Origin of the sequence: Bifidobacterium sp. UBA744, from assembly GCA_002298605.1 — a bacterium.
Classification (GTDB): domain Bacteria; phylum Actinomycetota; class Actinomycetes; order Actinomycetales; family Bifidobacteriaceae; genus Bifidobacterium.
Window position 1 is genome coordinate 1 of sequence record DBKS01000020.1, and the last position, 20,754, is coordinate 20,754.

Below are 20,754 nucleotides of genomic sequence, written 5' to 3' on the forward strand. Positions count from 1 at the left end.
CACCGGGAACCGGGAATCCTTCAAACCCGTGGGATTCCCATTGACATACGGATTGCCACCCGCCTTACGCACACGATTGAACTCGTCAAACGACATCGACCCATCAACCAAACCATGCTCCCGGTAACACTCAAACCGGTAAGGATCCAAATCAATGTCCTCCGGATTGTACAAAGCCTGGTAATAATACGAAACAACCAGTTCATATCCATTCGCAGCTTCGCATTCGTTCTCAATGTCGGATATGCGACTGTCATCCACCGACATGGAAACATTATTGTAGATGTCGATGCCGCTGCCCTTCGTGAACCAGTAGTCCCTGTTCGGCTGGAACCCGTACTTCGCATAGCATCCGACCACCTTGCTCTCCAGATCGTTCATCTCCCCGGCGGTGATCACCCTGTCATCAAGGATTCTGCGCACTACATCAACACGAGCCCCTCCATATTGAAGGCTTCCCTCAATCTCCCGCATGTACCCGTCCGCGATCGGCACCGAATCCACATACTGCGCATACCCCGCACGAACCCGATCCCCCGGAGGCGGCGCAACGGCAGCATCACCAGGACCGGCACCGCAACCCGACAACACAAGCAACAAGCCAACCAAGACCACCACACGGCGAACCACTCCCGTCCCAACCACCGCAGCCTCCCTCCGCCCGCAACATCGCGGGCCAATCAGGGCGGCATCACCAGCGACGCCACCTGGCATCAAGCCTAAAACCAGCAACCACGGCCCTGCAACCAGCCAACTTCCGCCTCCGTGAAGAAACACTTGTTTGAGGCCCCGTATACAAATCCGCTGCATGAATCATGAGGTGGATCCATGCAGCGGATAGGAAGTATGTGCTGCGCAAATCGCCAGCGTCATACGAACGCTTGCGAACAGCCAGCGTAATCGTCAACGCAATAGCAATAGTCAGCGCTGGTCGATGGGGACATAGTCTCGCTCGGTAGCGCCGGTGTACACCTGACGCGGACGGCCGATCTTGGTGTTGGGGTCGGCCAGCATCTCGCGATACTGCGCAATCCAACCGGGTATGCGACCAAGCGCGAACAGGGTGGTGAACATGGCCGGGTCGAAGCCGATCGCTCGGTAAATCAGCCCAGTGTAGAAATCCACGTTCGGATACAGGTTGCGCGAGATGAAATAGTCATCGTTCAGCGCGATGGATTCAAGTTCCTTCGCCACGTCGAACAGAGCGCGTTCGTCGCCGGGCAGCTTGGAGGTGTCCTCACGTTCCATGATCTGGTCCATGTACTGGCGGGCGATGGCGGCACGCGGGTCGTACGACTTGTACACACGGTGGCCAAGGCCGGAAATGCGGGTGCCGTTGGCCTTGGCGTCCTCGACGAACTCGCGAACCGTCTTGCCCGAGTCACGAATCGCCTTGAGCTGACGCAGCACGGCCTCATTCGCCCCGCCATGTAACGGGCCGGACAGCGCGTTGATGCCCGCGGCCACGGCTGAGTACAGATTGGCATGGGCGGATCCGGCGATGCGCACCACCGACGTCGAGCAATTCTGCTCGTGGTCCGCGTGAATGATCAGCAGACGCCCGAGCGCATGCACGTACAGCGGGTCGGATTCGAACGGCTCGTAGGGCACGGCGAAGCACATGCGCAGAAAATCATCCACATAGCCGCGGGCGTAATCCGGGTACAGCATCGGCTCATCGCGACGACGGCGGAAGATGTAGCTGACGATGGTGCGCACCTTCGCCATGATGATGGTGGCGGCCTCGTCGAGCTGGTCGGAGTCGTTGATATCGGTGGTATCCGGGTAGAAAGTGGCCAGCGCGTTGACGGCGGAGGCGAGCACGCTCATCGGGTGCGCGGTGCGCGGGAAGGACCCCATGAAGGTGCGGAAGTCCTCGCCGACCATGGTGCGATGGTTGATGTCCTTGACGAACTGGTCGAATTCCGATTTCGTAGGCAGCTCGCCGTAGCGCAGCAGCCAGGCCACTTCAAGGAAATCGGACTGCTCGCACAGTTGCTCGATCGGATAGCCGCGATAGCGCAGAATGGAGTTCTTGCCGTCGATATAGGTGATTTTCGACTCGCACTGCGCGGTGGTGAGGAAACCGGGATCCAAGGTCACCCAGCCGTCGTTGCGCAGTTTGGACACGACAATGCCGTCCGGCCCCTCGGTGGCTTTTACCAGCGGAAGATCGAATTTGCTGTCGTAGATGTCCAGCTTCGCAGTCGCCATGGGGAGCCCTTTCACTTGCGCGGATGAAGCCCAACTATACCGCCCGACATGTCGCGGCCGTATTTCGATCTTGCATGATGGGCCGGTGAGTCCAATGGGGGGTTGCCCCACGGCAACGCAAGAAGCCCCGCGGTCCGCGGATCGTGGGGCTTCGCAGTCGCATTGCCGTACGCCATCCGGCGCGGCATTGCGATACATATGCTAGTCGCGGGTGGTGAGGATCACAGGGCCATTGTCGGTGATGGCGATGGTGTGCTCGGAATGCGCGCCACGCGAGCCGTCGGAGGAACGCAGCGTCCAGCCGTCCTTCGGATCCTGGTAGATCTCGTCGGTGGTCTTGAGGAACCACGGCTCGATGGCGATCACCAGGCCGGGACGCAGCTTGTAGCCGTGATGCGCACGACCGTCGTTGGGCACATGCGGATCGCCGTGCATGATGTGGCCCACACCATGCCCACCGAATTCAAGATTGACCGGGTAGCCGTATTCGCGGGCGATATCGCCGACGGTGGACGACACATCACCAAGGCGGTTGCCGGGCTGCGCCGCCTCGATACCGGCGGCAAGCGCCTCTTCGGTACACTTGATCAGGCGGAGGTCCTCGGGATCCTTGTCCTTGCCGACCACGAAGCTGATGGCGGAGTCGCCAACCCAGCCGTCCACGTTGATGGCGAGATCAAGGCTGATGAGGTCGCCGTCCTTGAGGTTGTAGTCGTAGGGAACGCCGTGCAGCACGGCGTCGTTCACGGACGTGCAGATGTAGTGGGCGAACGGGCCGGTGCCGAAATCGGGCGCGTAATCCACATAGCAGGATTCGGCGCCTTTGCGATCGACGATCCTCTTGTGGACGAATTCGTCGATTTCCAGCAGGTTGGTGCCGACTTTGGTCATGTCCTTCAGCTCGCGCAGGATGTGGCCGACGAAACGGCCGGCGGGCTTCATGGCTTCGATTTCCTGAGGTGTTTTCAGTTCAATCATGGGTTTCTTTCTACCGAACATCGTATGGCAACCAGCCTAGCGCGTCCGCTCAACATACGGATGACACCCGCCGACCGCGTGTCCGGTCAGCGCCCGCCGCCGGATTTCCTGCCGAATTTGAAGGCGCGCACAATCGCCACCGCGCCCATGATGATCAGGGCGCATCCGCCGAAGATCACTAGGAACACGGCGGACTGCATCGGGGAGACCAGCATGACGAAGCCCGCGATGATTGAGATGATGCCGTACACCACCGCCCAGCCGGAGGACGGCACGCGCCAGGACTCCGCCAACCCCATGAAGCCTTCCATAATCCAGCCGAGCCCGACCATGCAGGTAGTGAGCATCAGCAGGGCCGACGCGGACATCGCCGTGTTCTTCAGCACGACCACGCCGCCGATGGCCAGCAGCACGCCAATCAGCACGTCGAGTACGCGCCAGCCGGCCGGCAGGCCCTGCGCGACGATCGCGGTGATGGCGCGCACCACTCCGGAAACGATGAAATAGATGGCGAGCGCAACAGCCGCCACAACCAGCGTGGGGCCGGGCCAGACCAGCAGGGCCAGTCCGATGATCACCGCGGTCACGCCCACCACAGCGTAGATGGCGCGGATCCAGTTCTTGGTCTTTTGCGGCAACAGCTCTTCGACCAGCTTGAAGGGATCGAAATCGGGGCGCGAGAATTCGGCGTACCAGTCGCCGCGCCGATCCTGCCGTTCCTGTTCACGGGGCTGCGTGGAGTATTGGGATCGCGCGTTGCGCTGCTGCCCATTCCGCCCGGGCTGACCCTGACCGTATCCATGAGGCTGGCCCTGACCATAGGGCTGACCATACGGGTTCTGCGTGTACTGCTGGCCCTGGTACGGCTGATTGGCGTTCGGCTGGCCGTAACCTTGGCCGCAAGGCCCCTGACCTTGGCCGCAGTAGGGCTGGCCGTATCCATAGCCATAGCCATATGGCTGACCTTGCCCATAGGGCTGGCCCTGACCATAGGGCTGGGCCCCCGGCTGACCATATGCCCGACCATACGGCGCCTGCCCGTAGCCGGGCTGACCGTACGGGTTCTGGGGATTCTGGGGATTCTGCCCGTACGGCTGCCCCGGTTGCCCGGCACTGCCATTCGGCATCCCCTCTCCCCGCTGCCCCGCCGGAGGCTGGTTGACGTAGTTGGCGCCGAACCCATTGGGATTCTCGACGTATTCGGGCTGCGACTGCGGCTGAGACGAGGCACCGCCCTGGGATCGCCCGCTCTGTTGTCTGGCTTGCGATTCCCGTGCGAGCTGATCGGTCTGCTTCGACTGATCGGGCTGTGCAGGCTGCGGGGACTGCGAGGACTGATCGTCCTGCTCGGGCGATTCATCCTGCGAACACTGACTGTTCTGCGGCTTTTCGCCATTGTGCCGACCGCTGAATTCAGACATATCCGCTTCCTTCCATACTGGGCGTTTTCTCCATTCGCCGTTCTATTGGGGCACGCTAAGAAGCGTTCATGAATGTTTACTGAAAAACATGACATTGAACAACACGATGTTGATTTAATGACCATAGTATCTGATTGCCGTGTCGCCAAACGCCATTAGGCTGGGCACCATGACTAACGCATTGACTTCCGGCCTTGACCCGGCCTCCTTCTCTTCCACCACCAAGCCAACCGACGATCTGTTTCGCTACGTGAACGGCCCATGGATCGACACATACCGGCTGCCCGACGACCGTTCGCGCTACGGATCCTTCGACAAGCTCGCCGAGGACGCCGAAGCCCAGGTGAGAGACATTCTCGAAGATCCTTCCAGCCCGGCGGTCAAATCCACCGCGCTGTACGCCAGCTTCCTCAACACCAAAGCCATCGAAGAGGCCGGCATCACGCCCATCGCCGAAGACCTGAAGGCCATCGACACCGCAAGCGGCAAACCCGAGCTCACCCACGTGCTGGGTGCGCTCAACCCCGAAGGCGGCCCCGATCTCATCGGCATCGCCGTCTACCCCGACCCCGGCGATCCGGATCACAATGTGGCGCATATAGGCCAGGACGGACTCGCCCTGCCTGACGAAGCCTATTACCGCGACGACCGCTACGCACCGGTACGCGAACAGTACGTGATGATGGTGGCCCGTCTGCTCCAGCTCGCCGGCTACGCCGCCACTGACGACGAAGCCAGTGACCAGGCCTCGCGCTTCCTCGCAACGGAAACCTCCATCGCCGCGCAGCATTGGGATAATGTTTCGACCCGCGACGAGGACAAAACCTACAACCCCACCGACTTCGCCGAACTGTCCAAGAGCCTCGGACACTTCGACATCGCCGCCTGGGCCGAGGCCTGGCAGGCCGCCTACGATGCACTGCCCGCCGCCGAGCATCAGAAGGTCGACATGCAGGCGGTGCTCGCCCACACCATCGTCCACGAACCCAGCTTCCTGACCGGCGTGGACGCCTTCTGGGACGCCGCCGATCTCGAGGATCTGAAGCTCTGGGCCCGTGTGCACACGCTCATCGGCTGGGCCGGTTACCTCAGCGGCGACTTCGATCAGGCACGCTTCGACTTCTACGGCAAGGCGCTCTCCGGCACCACCAAGATGCGCGACCGCTGGAAACGTGGCGTGTCACTGGTGAACGGCGTATGCGGAGAGGACGTCGGCCGCGAATACGTACGCCGCCACTTCCCGGAATCCAGCAAACGCCGCATGGAGCAACTGGTCGACAACCTCATCAAGGCGTATCACGTCTCGATTGAGCATTCCGACTGGCTTGGCGAAGACACCAAGGCAAAAGCCCTTGACAAACTCGCCAAATTCTCGCCGAAAATCGGCTACACCAACCATTGGCGCGACTATTCCGCGCTCGAAGTATCCGCCGAAGCCGGTCTCGTCGAGAACATGAGAGCCGCCCATGCCTATGAGTCCGGCTACCAGCTCGCCAAGGTCGGACAGCAAGTCGACAAAGACGAATGGCTGATGAACCCCCAGACCGTCAACGCCTACTATGAGCCCACCATGAACGTCATCGTCTTCCCGGCGGCGATCCTGCAGCCCCCGTTCTTCGATCCGCAGGCTGAGGACGCAGCGAACTACGGCGGCATCGGTGCGGTGATCGGCCACGAAATCGGCCACGGATTCGACGACCAGGGCAGCAAGTACGACGGCGACGGCAAGTTGCACGATTGGTGGACCGCCGAGGACCGCGCCAACTTCGAGCAGCGCACCCACGCCCTGATCGAGCAGTACAACGCGTTCGTTCCCAAGCAGCTCGAAGCCAAATACGCCGACGACCCCAGCAAAGCCCCGCATGTGAACGGCGCCCTGACCATCGGCGAGAACATCGGCGATCTGGGCGGCGTGAACATCGCGCTCAAGGCCTACGCCTTCGCCCTTGACCCGGCAAGCGCCGAAACCGGCAGCCCGCAGGCCATCGAAACAGCCCTCGCCAAGGCCCCGGAGATGGACGGTTTCACCGGCCTGCAGCGCTTCTTCCTGAGCTATGCGTCGATTTGGCGCACCAAGAACCGCGACGAACTCGCCGAGCAATACCTTCAGATCGATCCGCATTCCCCCGCCGAATGCCGCACCAACGGCATCGTGCGCAATGTCGACTTGTTCGAAACGGCATTCGCGGTCAAGCCGGGTGATGGCATGTGGCTCGACCCGGCCGATCGCGTGCGCATTTGGTAAAGCCGGGTGCGACGCACCAGTTCCGTTAGCCCAAGCTCTTCGTCTCGATAGCGAAGATCGGAAACCAGGCTAGAACTCCGGATTGTCATGGGGACCTCCTTCCTGAGAGGTCCCCTCATTGTCATAGGGGTCCCGACAGGCGGTTTCGGATCCCTGCGCCGCCTCGGCGGAACCAGCGTTCGGCGCAGGCCGCTCCCTGCGCGGCGAATTCCGCACGAACACGGACCGGCCCATGGCGAGATCATGCCCCACGTCGGTCGCTGTGATCACCATGGAGCTTTGCTCGTCGCCGTTACCATTCTGCCAGGTTTCCGTGCCGAGCTGCCCTGTGACGATCACGGGATCACCTTTATGCAACGACGCCATGATGTTCGCCGCGAGCGCGCGGAACGCCTTCACCCTCAGCCATGTGGTGGGGCGGCTCACCCATTGCCCGGATTGCCGATTGAAATATCCATCCGTCACTCCCAAGCTGAATGAGCAGATGGGCGTATTGCCATTGCCCACGCTACGGGGCTCCGATCCAAGATTTCCATTGACGGTTATGATGCCCTGCTGCGCCATGTCGGTCCTTTCTCTACACCGAGATGTCAAAAGTGGACCGCATCGGGCCGTGGCACCTCCGCAGGAACGCCGGAAGAAGAGATGGAGGTTGTGCGAGTGAGAGGACTTCCTCCGCCGTTATCCGGCGCCACGACCTTAGCGGTGATTCCTACTGTCTCGCAGCCGCCGCTCATCCTCAAGCCATCCGGAGATTGTGCGCGGATGTCCCCTCCACAGGGCCTCTCCTCGCATGTCATCGGTCATCCGGTGGACAACACCGTGCATAACGTGCATCAACCGCCGCCCCAAACCCCGAGACGCAATCGCGCCCCGCCCATCAGCCGATTCCTCGAACTGATTGAGCGGGGCGCGATACTTCGCATGGCCGCTGACCACCTATGCCTACCGCGCAGTTACGCAATGCTCAGCTACGCACAGGAGACCCGTCAACGAAGATGCGACGCGGCTTTACTTGGCGGACCGGGCCTCGGATCCCAACAGCGCAGCCAGACGATCAGACAATGTCGCGGCAGCCTGATCGACTGGCACGGCAACCTTGTCTGAACCATCGCGGTTGCGGATCTCGATGGTGCCGTTCGACACGGTATCGCGGCCGGCAACGGCAATCAACGGCACGCCGATCAGCTCGGCGTCCTTGAACTTCACGCCCGGAGACACCTTGGGACGATCATCGTAGATCACCTCGAGACCGCGCTCCTCCAGCTCGGACACCAGCTTCTCGGCGGCTTCGAACGCAGCCTTGTCCTTACCGGTCGCCACCACATGCACCTGGGCCGGGGCGACGACGGCGGGCCAGGCAAGACCGGCCTCGTCGTGATGTGTTTCGGCGATGCAGGCGAGCACACGCGACACACCGATGCCATAGCAGCCCATCCACACCGGAACGGTCTTGCCGTTGCGATCAAGCACCTTGAAATCAAGCGCCTTGGTGTACTTGAGACCCAACTGGAAGACCTGCCCGATTTCCACGCCGCGTTCGAAACTCAGCGGGCCGGAACCATCCGGGCTCATGTCGCCGTGACGAACCTCAACGGCCTCCACCACGCCATCGGCCTCGAAATCGCGGCCGTAGACCAGATCGTAATAATCCACATCCCGCTCGTCGGCGCCCGTGAACCACGCGGACCCCCTGGCCACATGCGCGTCCACGAAGAAACGCAGCGCGTCATCCGCCTCGGCGGCATCGGAAGCCTTCCTGCCACCGCGAGCCTGCGGACCCACAGCCATCGGACCGATGTAGCCGCGCACCAATTCGGGATGCGCCTTGAGATCGTCCTCAGTGGCCTCCTCGATCTCGGCGGGGGCGAACTGGGCTTCCAGACGCTTCATATCGACCACGCGATCGCCGGGAACGCCCACCACCACAAGCTCGCGCCATGGCCGGTCATGCGTGTCATCCTCCGCATGCTTCACCACGATCACCACGTTCTTAAGGATGTCGGTGGCTGCCCACTCGCGGCCATCCTTGCGGGGCTCGTGTTCGTTGGCGTAGGCGACCATCTCGTCGATGGAGGCGGCATTCGGGGTCGGACGCTTCGTGGCCGCAGGAGTGGCGGAGTAATCGACATCCGGCACCGGCGGAGTATGCAGCGCCTCGACGTTCCACGCCTTGCCGGAGGGGGCAAGCGCGAAGGTGTCCTCGCCGATCGGCATCGGCGCCAGGAACTCCTCGGAGGCGGAGCCGCCCATCGGACCGGACATGGCGAACACCGGCACATATTTCAGGTCAAGACGCTGGAAGATACGCTCATAGGCGCCGCGCTCGTCGTAATATGCCTTCTTCATGCCCTCCTCGTCAATGGTGAACGAGTAGGCGTCCTGCATGATGAACTCGCGGCCGCGAACCAGACCGGCGCGCGGACGAAACTCGTCGCGATACTTGGTCTGAATCTGATAGAGGGTGACGGGCAGGTCCTTGTACGACGAGTACAGGTCTTTGACCAGCAACGTGAACATTTCCTCATGGGTGGGCGCCAGCAGGTAGTCGGCCTGATGGCGATCCTTCAGCCGGAAGATATTGTCGCCGTATTCCTCCCAGCGATGGGTGGCCTCATAGGGTTCGCGCGGCAGCAGCGCCGGGAAATGAACCTCCTGGGCGCCGATACCGTTGATCTCCTCGCGAATGATGGCCTCGATCTTGTTGAGCACGCTCAGGCCCAACGGCAGCCACGTCCAAATGCCAGGCGCGGCCTTGCGGATATATCCGGCGCGCTGCAGCAGTTTCGCCGAATCGACGTCGGCATCGGCGGGATCCTCGCGCAGAGTGCGCAGGAACATGGTGGACATACGTAATGCTTTGGAACTCATAGGCCTAAAACTACCCGCCTGAGGGGACGGATCGGCGGATGGCCCGCCTCTCGCTCAGAACAACGCGTCCTGGGCGAATTCATCATCCCCGTCAACCGACTGGCCGGTTTTCGGTACGAAGGATTCGGCATCGCCGTCCTTCATCAGCCGATCGGCGGCGGCCCGGGAGGCTGCGCGAAGATCGACATCCAAAGCCACCGCATCGGCCGAGACGAGAAACATGCGCTCGTTGACGCCGGTCAAGTACAGCCCGCCCAACGATTCGACGCGGGACAGCGCCACATACCCCATGCCCGGGGCGAAGGTGCGACGAAGGTCCATCACCGCGCGGTCCAATGTCATGCCCTGCGATTTATGGATGGTAATCGCCCATGCGCAACGCAACGGCACCTGCTTGACCGACGCAAGCACGGTCTCCCCGTCCGTCATCTCCCAGGAGGCCGGACGCATCGTGACGACATTGCCGTTCTCGAACTCCACGATCGGCCAGCCGCCCCTGGACTCGGGCGCGAACGAGCGAACCGTGCCGATCGAGCCGTTGACGTACTGATGATCCTGGTCATTGCGCAGCGCCATCACGGCGGCTCCGGTTTTCAGCACCAGCCGCTCGGGCGCCAGCATGTTGCTCTTGAGCCGATTTACCAGATTCGTCTGGCCCGTGCATTGCGCATAGAACTCGTGCTCAGCATCCGGGATCCGCGCCAAACGGATGTCATTCAGGGAATCGGCCTGGCGATTCACCGGAAACAGCGTGACCGCCACCTCGTCATCGGCGGGCAGCACGCCCAGCCTTGTCACCAGCGCATTGCGGTCGGTCTGCGAGACGGCCCCGTTGCGAATATCGGTCAGCACACCCAGCAGGGCGCCGTCATCCTGGCGATGCTGTTCGGTCAGGTAGCACACCACCGGCTGCAACGCCTGCCATGCGAAGGATTCGGTGATGAACCCATCGGGATTGCGGCCGGCTTCGGCATAGCGCTCCCGACTCGCCACAAACTCGGGACTGGGCGCCAGCACGTCACGGTTCCGCCCGCCCACAGACACCGGCGGCAGCTGGTAGAAATCCCCGGAACAGACCACCTGCATGCCGCCGAACGGCCGATCGTCATGACGAATGGCACGGCAGACCTCGTCGACCATGTCAAACAGCCACGCGTGCATCATCGACACCTCGTCGACAACCAGCACGTCCGTCGCCTGGATCTTGCGCCTGCGCCGGGTCCGGATCTGTTTCAGCAAGCTCGCCGTCAACGCATTCGACACGCCCACGCCACTCCAGGAATGAATGGTCTGACCGTTGACATGAGTGGCCGCAATGCCTGTGGACGCGGTCACAGCCACCGAAGCGCCCATTGCCCTCGCCTGACGGATGAACTGATTGAGCACATAGGTTTTGCCGGACCCCGGGGCGCCGGTGAGAAACACACTCGCTCCGGCCTCCAATATGGTAAGGGCTTCTGATTGGCGCATGCGGCGTGACCGCTTTTCTACTTGTTCAGCAGACTGGTGGCTTCGATTTCGGCGGCGATGGCCTTGGACTCGGCCTCGTCCGGGCCCGGGGCCGGCGCCATGAACGCCTTGCGATAATAGCGCAGCTCGTCCAGGCTTTCGATGATGTCGGCGAGGGCGCGATGGCCGCCGTTCTTTGGCGGACGGTTCCTGTACACCTCCGGATACCAGCGGCGGGCCAGCTCCTTGAAGGTGCTCACGTCAATGGTGCGGTAGTGCAGATTGGCCATCAGACCGGGCATGTAGTGGTCGAGGAACTTCTTGTCGCTGCCGATGGTGTTGCCGGCGAGCAGCGGCTTGACGCCGTCCGGCGTGAAGCGTTTGACGTATTCCATCACCTTGGCCTGCGCCTCGTCCAGGCTGAGGCCTTGGTCCCATTCGTCGATCAGACCGGAACGGGTGTGCATGGCGCGCACAAAATCGTTCATATGATCCACGGCCTTCCGGCTTGGCTTGATCACGTAGTCCACACCTTCATCAAGCACCTTGAGATCGAAATCCGTGGGGACCACCGAAACCTCGACGAGTTCGTCACCGCCGAAAATGTCAAGTCCCGTCATTTCGCAATCGATCCAGATCAGACGAGAATCCTGTGAGGTGTAGACCTCTGCGTCGTGACTGTCTACCATCGTGCGCCGCCTTTCAAACTAGTCGCCAGCTTCTGACATCGTCCGGCGAAGAACGTTACAGCCTATATCCGACGCCGGACCGCCTAGCGACGCGTTGTATGGCACCCATCCGAGGACCAGCTGTTGCCAAATTTGGCCGAACTGCACTGGTAGCGACCGCAACAGACCTCTCAGTGCACAGATCTGCCAAATTTGGCATGCTGGCGCATTTATAATGGCCCCATGGCTGAACATTCCGAGACAACGGACGCAATGGCGGCGCAGGATCCCTCCCTGTGGTGGAGGCAAGCCGTGGTCTATCAGGTCTACCCGCGTAGTTTCAAGGACACCACCGGTTCGGGACTTGGAGATCTCAATGGCGTGACCGAAAAAATCGACTATCTGGCCGCCCTTGGCGTGGACGCGATCTGGCTGTCCCCCTTCTACCCCAGCGAACTGGCCGACGGCGGCTATGACGTGGCCGACTACCGCGCCGTGGATCCGCGTCTGGGCACCATGCGGGACTTTGACCGCCTCACCGAAACCGCCCATGCCGCCGGCCTCAAAATCGTGGTGGACATCGTACCCAACCACAGCTCCCGCCTACATCCGTGGTTCCAGGCGGCACTTCACGCCGCCCCCGGCTCGCCTGAGCGCAACCGCTACATATTCCGCGACGGCAGGGGCCCAAACGGTGACGAGCCGCCCACCAGGTGGGTGAATCATTTCGGAGGGCCTGCCTGGACGCGCGTGCCGGACGGCCAGTGGTATCTGCACATGTTCACCAAGGAGCAGCCCGATTTCAACTGGGACAACCGCGAGGTGCGCGAGGATTTTCTGACGACGCTGCGCTTCTGGTGCGACCACGGCGCCGACGGGTTCCGCGTCGATGTGGCGCAGGCGCTGGCCAAGGACCTCAACCGCGACGATCTGGACGACTACGGGGTGATGAGCACCAACGACATGCCGGCGGACGGCTCCCACCCGGTGCTGGACCGCGATGAGGTGCACGACATCTACCATGAGTGGCGGCGCGAGGTATTCAACCGATACGATCCGCCGCGATTCGCCGTCGCCGAGGCCTGGGTGCGGCCTGAACGCCAGTACCTGTACGCCTCCCCCGACGATTTGGGGCAGATCTTCAACTTCGAATTCGCCAAGGCGGATTGGACGTATCCGGCGATGAAGGCCGCGATTGCCGAAGGACTCGCATGCGCGGAGCGTTCCGGCTCCACCTCGACATGGGTGATGAGCAATCATGATGTGCACCGTCATGCCACACGCTACGCCCTGCCGCAGGTGCCCACCCCCGAATATCACCAGATTTCCGCCGACTGGGCTCTGCGCATGGGACGCACCTACATTGAAAACCGTCCGCTGGGAACCCGTCGCGCCCGCGCCGCGCTGATGTTGGAAATGGCGCTGCCCGGTTCCGCCTATGTGTATCAGGGCGAGGAGCTTGGCCTGTTCGAGGTGCCCGACATTCCATGGGATCGACTTGAGGATCCATGGCCGCTTCGTTCGGACCGCGAGGAATCCACCAAGGGACGCGACGGATGCCGCGTGCCGCTGCCGTGGACGGCCGCGGACGCCCCCGTTCCGGAGCACCCGAATGACCAGTTCGGCTCGCATGGATCGTTCGGATTTTCCCCCGCCGGCGCGGCCAGCGACCCGCATCTGCCGCAACCCAAATGGTTCAAGGACTTCGCCGTGGACGTGGAATCCGACGACCCCCAGTCCATGCTGAACTTCTATCGACGGGTGCTCGCGTTGCGCCATAGGCTGCAGACCGCCGACACCAGTTGTCGGTGGCTGGATTGCGACGCCCCCAGCGGGCTCAACGACGGCGCCGACGGGCAGCCCGGCGGCGTCATCGCCTACGCAAGGGAGAATGGCTGGGCCTGCGTCACCAATTTCGCATCGAAACCGGCTGCCTTACCGGGCGGCGAGGTGCTGCTGACGTCCGCTCCGCTGACGGATGATGGTTTGCTGCCGCAGGATGCGTCGGCGTGGTTGAGTCTGCGTTAGCCGCCGCGGATACCGCCGCGTAGCCGGCAGGGTGGTTGTGCCTGCGCCGCAGCGACTTGAGCCACAACCGCAACCACGATGGTCTTGCAGCACGCTGCCGGCGAAAACAACTGGGCCCCGATCCTGCGATCGGGGCCCAGCCTTTGCCAGCGCATACCTTCTGGCGATTTGTTACGGATACGCGCCGAAGGTCAGCGGATCAGTTGTGGAAGCCGGTGTAGTTCGGGGCCTCGGCGGTCATCACGATGTCGTGCGGATGCGACTCGCGCAGACCGGCGTCGGTGATGCGGATGAAACGGCCCTTCTCCGGCATTTCCGCGATGTTGTGCGCGCCGATGTAGAACATCGACTGGTGAAGGCCGCCCAGCATCTGGTAGAGCACGGCGTTCAGCGGTCCGCGGTACGGGACCTCGCCTTCGACGCCTTCCGGCACGACCTTGTCGTTGGAGGTGACGTCGGCCTGGAAATAGCGGTCCTTGGAATAGGACTTCTTGCCACGCGGGGCCATGGCGCCCAGGGAGCCCATGCCACGGTACAGCTTGTACTGCTTGCCGTGCAGCAGGACCTTCTCGCCCGGCGCCTCCTCGCAGCCGGCCAGGGTGCCGCCGAGCATCACGGAGGATGCGCCTGCGACCAGGGCCTTGGCGATGTCGCCGGAGTAGTGGATGCCACCGTCGGCGATGCAGGGCACACCTGCGGCGCGGCAGGCCTGGGCGGCATCGTACACGGCGGTGAGCTGGGGCACGCCCACGCCGGCAACCACGCGGGTGGTGCAGATGGAGCCGGGGCCGATACCGACCTTGACGGCATCCGCGCCGGCGTCGATCATGGCCTGGGCACCGGAACGGGTGCCGACGTTGCCGCCGATGATCTGCACGCCGTTGAAGGCGGAATCATGCTTGAGGCGGGAGATCATGTCGAGAGCGAGCTTGGCCTCGCCGTTGGCGGTGTCCACCACCAGCACGTCGACGCCGGCCTCCATCAGGGCGGAGGCTCGCTGCCAGGCATCGCCGAGGAAACCGACGCCAGCGGCCACGCGCAGACGGCCCTGCTCGTCCTTGGTGGCATCCGGGTACTGCTCGGTTTTCACGAAGTCCTTCACGGTGATCAAACCGGTCAGGTGGCCTTCGGCGTCCACCAGCGGCAGCTTCTCGACCTTGTGCTTGGCCAGCAGCACGTGGGCGTCTTCCTTGGAGATGTTGGACGGACCGGTGATGAGGTTCTCCTTGGTCATCACGTCCTTGACCTTCAGATGGTCATAATCCTCGGAGGCGATGAAGCGCATGTCGCGGTTGGTGATGATGCCCACCAGCTTGTTATCGGCGTCCACCACCGGCAGGCCGGAGATATGGAAGCGGCCGCACAGCTTGTCGAGCTCGGCGAGGGAGACCTCGGGATGCACGGTCAGAGGATTGGTGATCATACCGGATTCGGAGCGCTTCACCACATCGACCTGGGCCGCCTGGTCGTCAATGGACAGGTTGCGGTGCAGCACGCCGATGCCGCCGTTACGGGCCATGGCGATGGCCATCTCGGCCTCGGTCACGGTATCCATCGCGGCGGACAGCACCGGGGACTTCATGGTGATGTCGCGGGTCAGATGAGTGGTGGTGTCCACTTCGGAGGGAATGACATCCGTTTCGTTCGGCAGCAGCAGCACATCGTCATATGCGAGGCCCAGCTTGGCGAAAATGGGGGGAAGCGGATTGAAAGCGGACTGTTCTTCTGAATTGAAAGTAGCCATGGATAAAATATATGTGTCCATCTTGACTACCCGACACACACTGAAATATCAATATGCCGGAGCATGCGCCAAGGATGCGAGCATGCGCCAGCGAGACGCGCATTCGCTAGCGAGCCGAATCCCCGTGGGTGCGCTCTTCGGTGTTCGCATGCTCGGCCTTCAGCCGCATCGCACGGAATTCGGCGTTTTCGCGACGAATGTCGGGCAGACGGACTTTGAGATACGGGTACATGGTGACGATCGTGAGCACCACCACCGCCACGGCGAAGCCGATCGCCACGTGCGCCGGCTCGAAGAACAGAATGCCCAGGGAGCCGAAGGCGATCAACGCGGCCCAGCTCCACAGAATAGTCACCGCGCCCTGAACCGTGTGGCCGATGCCGATCATGCGATGGTGCAAATGCATGCGGTCGGGATGCATCGGCGACTGCCCGTGGCTCAGACGGCGCACAATCGCCAGGCACATGTCGAGCACCGGAAGGAACAGCACGAGAATCGGCAGCAGGATCGGCATGAACATCGGCAGATAGACACTGGTGTGCACGCTCATCGGATCCAGGCGGCCCGTCATCACGATCGAAGCGCAGGTGATGAGATATCCGAGCAGCATGGAGCCGGAATCACCCATGAACAGCTTCGCCGGATGCCAATTATGCAACAGGAATCCCACGCAAATGCCCACCAGGGTGACATCCACCAGCGTGGCCATCGAGGCATAGGAGGGCGAAGTGCGGGCGAGAATATACGAATAGATGGCGAAGGCCACACCGCCAATCGCCACGATGCCAGCGGCCAGACCATCCAAACCGTCGACGAAATTGACGGCGTTGATCGACGCGACGATCAGAATCGCCGTCAACGCCATCGACAGGCTGGGCGACGCGGCGATCAGCGAACCCATCGGCAACGAAATGATCTGCACGCCGCCCCATGCCACGAACACCGAGATCAGCAACTGACCGGCCAGTTTGAGCATCCAGTCAAGATCCCACAGGTCATCGGCGACACCCAACAGGCAGATGGCGACCGCCCCGGCCATAATCGCCCACGCGGTGGTGTCGGAGGAGAACAATCCGGCGATGAATGGAATGCGGGAGGCGAACAGCATGGCCACCACGAATCCGATCATCATAGCGACGCCGCCCATGCGCGGGGTGGGGACCGTATGCATATCACGCGCACGGACCCTGCCAACCGCGCCGATTTCGATGGCGACATGCCGCACAATGGGCGTGATCAGCCAGGTCACGCCACCGGCGATCGCGGCGATGAGCAGATAGACCCTCATGCGCCCAACCCCCCGCCGTTCACCGTCAGCGCCGCGCGGACCACGGACTGCGGGATCACACCTTCGCGCATAATGGCGATACCGTCGCGTCCATGCGGGTCGGCGGCCACCACCGTGCTGGAAACATGCCCTTGGGTGGGACCGCCGTCAAGGTAAAGCGCCACCTGGTCGCCAAGCGCCGCCACCGCCTCGTCTACGGTTTGCGCCGACTCGTCGCCGGAACGATTGGCGCTCGAAGCCGCAAGCGGGCCGGTGGCCTTCAGAATCCGAAGGCACAACGCCGAATTGGGGATGCGAATGCCCTGGGTGCGGGCGGCCACCGCGGACGAGCCGTCCTCGCCGGCAACGCGCGTTTCGCGCACGGTTTTCAGATCGCAATCCTCCCTGGCCACGGCGATCGGGGAAAAAGCGCCGGGCAGAAACTGCGCGGCCAACCGGTTCAGCGGAGCCGGCAACTCCAGTCCCAGCGATGCAAGATCATCCGTGGAGGCCACGAGCACCTGCAACGCCTTGAAGGCGGGTCGGCGCTTCGCCTCGTAGATGCGCCTGATGGCCCGCTCGCTGTGCGGATCGCAGGCCACGCCATACACGGTGTCGGTGGGAATCACAATGAGTTCGCCCCGCTTCACCAGTTCCGCCGCCAGTTCGCAGGATTCGGCGTCCACCGTCCGCACTTCAGCCTTCATCGCGATCCTCCTCGGTTGTACGCTCGTTCGACCCATCGGACCTTACCGCGAGCGCTGTATCTATTCAGCAGTGTACTTGAACTCACATCGCAATGAGACGGCCGTCGTCTGGAGGACGGCGGGGCAGAACGCGTTGCGCCCCGTCGCATCGGACTAGTACAACGGACCTATGCACGAAGAAAACCACGAGAACGCCAGGAACACCGAATTCTCAAGCCCGCCCGCCGCCAAGCTGCCTCCGGTTGAGCTGCGTCTGCCGCGTAAGTCGGAACGCGAGGAGATGCTCGCCGGAAAGCTGTATAATCCGGCCGATCCCGAACTCGTCGCCCTGCGCGAGCATGCCGGCGACCTGTGCACACGGTTCAACAGCCAGCCGCGCGGCGACCATCGCGCGCGCAACGCGATTCTGGACGAACTGCTCCCGCGGCACGGCGCCGATCTCGACGTAATGGGACCGATCTTTTTCGACTACGGCTGCCACACCACCATCGGCGACCGCGTGTTCGCGAACTTCAACTTCACCGTGCTGGACTGCGCGCCGGTCACCATCGGAGACGACGTGCTGTTCGGACCGAACGTATCGCTGCTGCCTCCGATGCATCCGCTGCGCTGGCAGGACCGCAATGTGCGCAAACACGTTGACGGCTCAACCTACGACTACGAATACGGCCGCCCGATCGTCATTGGCCCGAACTGCTGGTTCGGCGGCAACGTGACGGTGCTGGGCGGCGTCACCATCGGCGAGGGATGCGTGATCGGCGCCGGAACGGTGGTGACGCACGACATTCCGCCGCATACCGTCGCCGTGGGCAACCCGGCTCACGTACTGCGCGAAATCACCGAGGCCGACGCCTCCGCGTTGCAGGATTACGCGCGCTGACCACCGCCCTGACGCCCTTTGACCGCAACGAGATATCGCGGCCGGTGCGTGTAGTCGAATCCCGTTCGGACCTGCGTGAATCCAGCGCCCATCGCGGCGGCGACCAACGCGCCGCCCTGCGTGATGTCATGCTCCATGACCAGCAGTCCCCCGTCTCGCAACAGGGCGAATGCGCGGCGAATGATCAGTCCCGGGATGGCAAGTCCATCGCTTGAGCCGCCGTACAACGCCAGTTCGGGATCGTAGTCGCGCACCTCGGGCTGACTGGGCACCGCCAGTTCCGGCACGTACGGCGGATTGGAGATCACCGCGTCGACCGTATCGTCCAACTCCTCCAGGGTGCCCGGCAGTGTGGCGTCGGCGACGCTCAGGTGGTAGCGGCCGACGGCGCGTCCATGGGGGGCGAGCACGGCATCGGCGTTTCGCCGGGCCCATGCGGCGGTCCGTTCGGACAATTCCACCGCCCAGACTTCGGCGGTTGGCATTTCGGCCGCCACGGACAGCCCTATGGCCCCTGATCCGGCGCATAAATCCACCACACGGGGTGCGTCGATATGCCGGGAAGCCAGCCAGTCAAGTCCCTCCTGCACCACCAATTCGGTTTCCGGGCGAGGAATGAACACCCCAGGGCCAACCGCCAGATCCAGGAAACGGAACGGTGCATGGCCGACAATGTATTGCAATGGCTCGCGCGCCGCCCGACGGCTTGCCATGTCGTTCAGCCGAGGCATGTCAACCGTCAGGGAATCGCCCATGAGCATGGCTTTGTCAACATCGCGCAACGCCACGCCGGCGGCTTCGGCGATCAGCAGCTTGGCGTCATGCTCGGGAGTGTCGACACCGGCACGGCGCAGCATCGCGGCCATGGATCGAACGCCACTCGCAACGGGAAGGCGCATAATGCCCGCCCCGGGGGATTCGTGCACTGCGCTCACTTCTGATTGGCGAGACGGTCGGCCTCGTCGGCCTGGATGTCGGAGTCGATCACCGCCTGCAAATCGCCGTCAAGCACTTGGTCAAGGTTGTACGCCTTGTAATTGGTGCGGTGATCGACAATGCGGTTTTCCGGGAAGTTGTAGGTGCGGATGCGTTCGGAACGGTCCAGCGAACGCACCTGGGAGTGGCGCATGTCGGCGGCCTCGGCCGCCTCCCGCTCGTGCTTCATGGCCAGCAGGCGACTCTTGAGCACGCGCAGCGCGGCGGCGCGGTTCTGGATCTGAGACTTCTCGTCCTGCATGTTCACCGTGATGCCGGTGGGAATATGCGTCATACGCACCGCGGAATAGGTGGTGTTCACCGACTGGCCGCCGGGCCCGGAGCTCATGAAGATGTCGATTTTCAGGTCCTTCGGATCGATTTCGATCTCGTCATCGTCCTCATCGGCCTCCGGAAAGACGATCACGCCGGCGGCCGACGTCTGGATGCGCCCCTGCGATTCGGTGACGGGGATGCGCTGCACGCGATGCACGCCGCCCTCGTATTTCAAGCTGGCCCACACGCCATCCTCGGGCGCGGGGGTGCCCTTGGCGCGAATGGCCATCTGCACATCCTTGACGCCGCCAAGCTCGGTGGTGTTTTCGGACTGGATCGAAACGGTCCAGCCGCGCTTTTCCGCATAGCGCGTATACATGCGCATCAGGTCGCCGGCGAACAGCGCGGCCTCCTCGCCACCGGTGCCGGCCTTGATCTCCATAATGGTGTCCCGGGCGTCGTCGGGATCACGGGGAATCAGCGCGGTGCGGAGCTTGTCCGCCACGCCCGGTAGCTCGGCCTCCAGCCGCTTGGCCTCCTCCGCGAACTCCGGATCCTCGGAAGCCATCTCGCGGGCGGCTTCGAGATCGTCCCGCACGGCCAGATACGACTGATACGCGCCGACAATCGCGCCCAACTCGGCATGACGTCGGCCCAGCTTGCGCAATTTGTCCGGATTGGACACGATCTCGGGGTCGGCCATCCGCTGCTCGATGGACCGATATTCCTCCAGCGCCGTTTTCGCCGCCGGGAACTGTTCGTCGTCTGCCATGTGCCTGTCCCTTTTCCCATTACGATCGCCGACGCGCCACGCCCGGCGATACTGCCATCAGATACGAAAACGCCAGCCGGCGCAAGACATGCGTGGGCTGGCGCAAGAAGTCCAAGCTACTTGTTCTTTTTGCCGTAGCGGGCCTCGAAGCGAGCCACACGACCACCGGTATCGAGAATCTTCTGCTTACCGGTGTAGAACGGATGGCAGTTGGCGCACACGTCAACGAACATGTGATCTCCCTTGCCGGCAGTGCGGG

The 20,754-nt window shown here is 62.6% G+C and carries 17 protein-coding genes; 3 read left to right on the forward strand and 14 right to left on the reverse strand.

Annotation, left to right across the window (positions count from 1 at the left end):
• The 4 genes from B2994_RS02065 to B2994_RS02080 form a co-directional block, all read right to left on the reverse strand.
• Positions 1-810: hypothetical protein (locus tag B2994_RS02065; RefSeq protein ID WP_291526743.1), on the reverse strand; the 810-nt coding region annotated here is incomplete at its 3' end.
• A gap of 111 nt (positions 811-921) precedes the next feature.
• Positions 922-2,214 carry a citrate synthase gene (locus B2994_RS02070; protein ID WP_291526744.1) on the reverse strand — a complete coding sequence of 431 codons (1,293 nt, stop codon included), beginning with the start codon at positions 2,212-2,214 and terminating at the stop codon, positions 922-924.
• A 201-nt stretch (positions 2,215-2,415) separates the two neighbouring features.
• A complete protein-coding gene (map, locus tag B2994_RS02075) occupies positions 2,416-3,192 on the reverse strand; it encodes a type I methionyl aminopeptidase (protein WP_291526745.1) in 777 nt (258 codons plus the stop codon).
• A gap of 86 nt (positions 3,193-3,278) precedes the next feature.
• Positions 3,279-4,319 carry an HdeD family acid-resistance protein gene (locus tag B2994_RS02080; RefSeq protein WP_414630618.1) on the reverse strand — a complete coding sequence of 347 codons (1,041 nt, stop codon included), beginning with the start codon at positions 4,317-4,319 and terminating at the stop codon, positions 3,279-3,281.
• 463 nt (positions 4,320-4,782) lie between these two features.
• Here B2994_RS02080 and B2994_RS02085 point away from each other — a divergent pair, with 463 nt between their 5' ends.
• Entirely contained in the window at positions 4,783-6,858 is a 2,076-nt protein-coding gene (locus B2994_RS02085; RefSeq protein WP_291526747.1) for a M13 family metallopeptidase, read from the forward strand.
• A gap of 69 nt (positions 6,859-6,927) precedes the next feature.
• Here B2994_RS02085 and B2994_RS02090 read toward each other — a convergent pair whose 3' ends face one another.
• The 4 genes from B2994_RS02090 to orn form a co-directional block, all read right to left on the reverse strand.
• Complete coding sequence (locus B2994_RS02090; RefSeq protein ID WP_291526748.1) at positions 6,928-7,422, reverse strand: single-stranded DNA-binding protein; 495 nt, start codon at positions 7,420-7,422, stop codon at positions 6,928-6,930.
• Positions 7,423-7,869: 447 nt separating this feature from the next.
• Complete coding sequence (locus B2994_RS02095) at positions 7,870-9,729, reverse strand: proline--tRNA ligase (protein ID WP_291526749.1); 1,860 nt, start codon at positions 9,727-9,729, stop codon at positions 7,870-7,872.
• A gap of 54 nt (positions 9,730-9,783) precedes the next feature.
• A complete protein-coding gene (locus B2994_RS02100; protein ID WP_291526750.1) occupies positions 9,784-11,199 on the reverse strand; it encodes a PIF1 family DEAD/DEAH box helicase in 1,416 nt (471 codons plus the stop codon).
• Positions 11,200-11,216: 17 nt separating this feature from the next.
• A complete protein-coding gene (orn, locus tag B2994_RS02105) occupies positions 11,217-11,867 on the reverse strand; it encodes an oligoribonuclease (RefSeq protein WP_291526751.1) in 651 nt (216 codons plus the stop codon).
• 222 nt (positions 11,868-12,089) lie between these two features.
• On the opposite strand from orn, the gene B2994_RS02110 reads away from it, so the two are divergent.
• The gene (locus B2994_RS02110) at positions 12,090-13,874 is read left to right on the forward strand and encodes a glycoside hydrolase family 13 protein (RefSeq protein WP_291526752.1); all 1,785 of its coding nucleotides are present in this window, start codon (positions 12,090-12,092) and stop codon (positions 13,872-13,874) included.
• A gap of 199 nt (positions 13,875-14,073) precedes the next feature.
• Here the strand turns inward: B2994_RS02110 and guaB are convergent, their stop codons facing one another.
• The 3 genes from guaB to B2994_RS02125 form a co-directional block, all read right to left on the reverse strand.
• Positions 14,074-15,618, reverse strand: a complete 1,545-nt coding sequence (gene guaB, locus B2994_RS02115) for an IMP dehydrogenase (RefSeq protein ID WP_291526753.1) — start codon at positions 15,616-15,618, stop codon at positions 14,074-14,076.
• 106 nt (positions 15,619-15,724) lie between these two features.
• Positions 15,725-16,906, reverse strand: a complete 1,182-nt coding sequence (locus tag B2994_RS02120; RefSeq protein WP_291526754.1) for an MraY family glycosyltransferase — start codon at positions 16,904-16,906, stop codon at positions 15,725-15,727.
• Entirely contained in the window at positions 16,903-17,592 is a 690-nt protein-coding gene (locus B2994_RS02125) for an L-threonylcarbamoyladenylate synthase (RefSeq protein ID WP_291526755.1), read from the reverse strand. Before B2994_RS02125 ends, B2994_RS02120 begins: the two co-directional genes overlap by 4 nt.
• Positions 17,593-17,872: 280 nt before the next feature.
• Between B2994_RS02125 and B2994_RS02130 the strand changes: the two genes are divergently transcribed.
• Complete coding sequence (locus B2994_RS02130; protein WP_349675653.1) at positions 17,873-18,472, forward strand: sugar O-acetyltransferase; 600 nt, start codon at positions 17,873-17,875, stop codon at positions 18,470-18,472.
• On the opposite strand, the gene prmC is transcribed toward B2994_RS02130, so the two are convergent.
• The 3 genes from prmC to rpmE form a co-directional block, all read right to left on the reverse strand.
• Complete coding sequence (gene prmC, locus B2994_RS02135) at positions 18,460-19,371, reverse strand: peptide chain release factor N(5)-glutamine methyltransferase (RefSeq protein ID WP_291526758.1); 912 nt, start codon at positions 19,369-19,371, stop codon at positions 18,460-18,462. The genes B2994_RS02130 and prmC overlap by 13 nt on opposite strands.
• 32 nt (positions 19,372-19,403) lie before the next feature.
• A complete protein-coding gene (gene prfA, locus B2994_RS02140; RefSeq protein ID WP_291526757.1) occupies positions 19,404-20,495 on the reverse strand; it encodes a peptide chain release factor 1 in 1,092 nt (363 codons plus the stop codon).
• Positions 20,496-20,611: 116 nt separating this feature from the next.
• Positions 20,612-20,754 (reverse strand): 50S ribosomal protein L31 (gene rpmE, locus B2994_RS02145; RefSeq protein ID WP_291526759.1); only part of this gene is annotated, 143 nt, incomplete at its 5' end.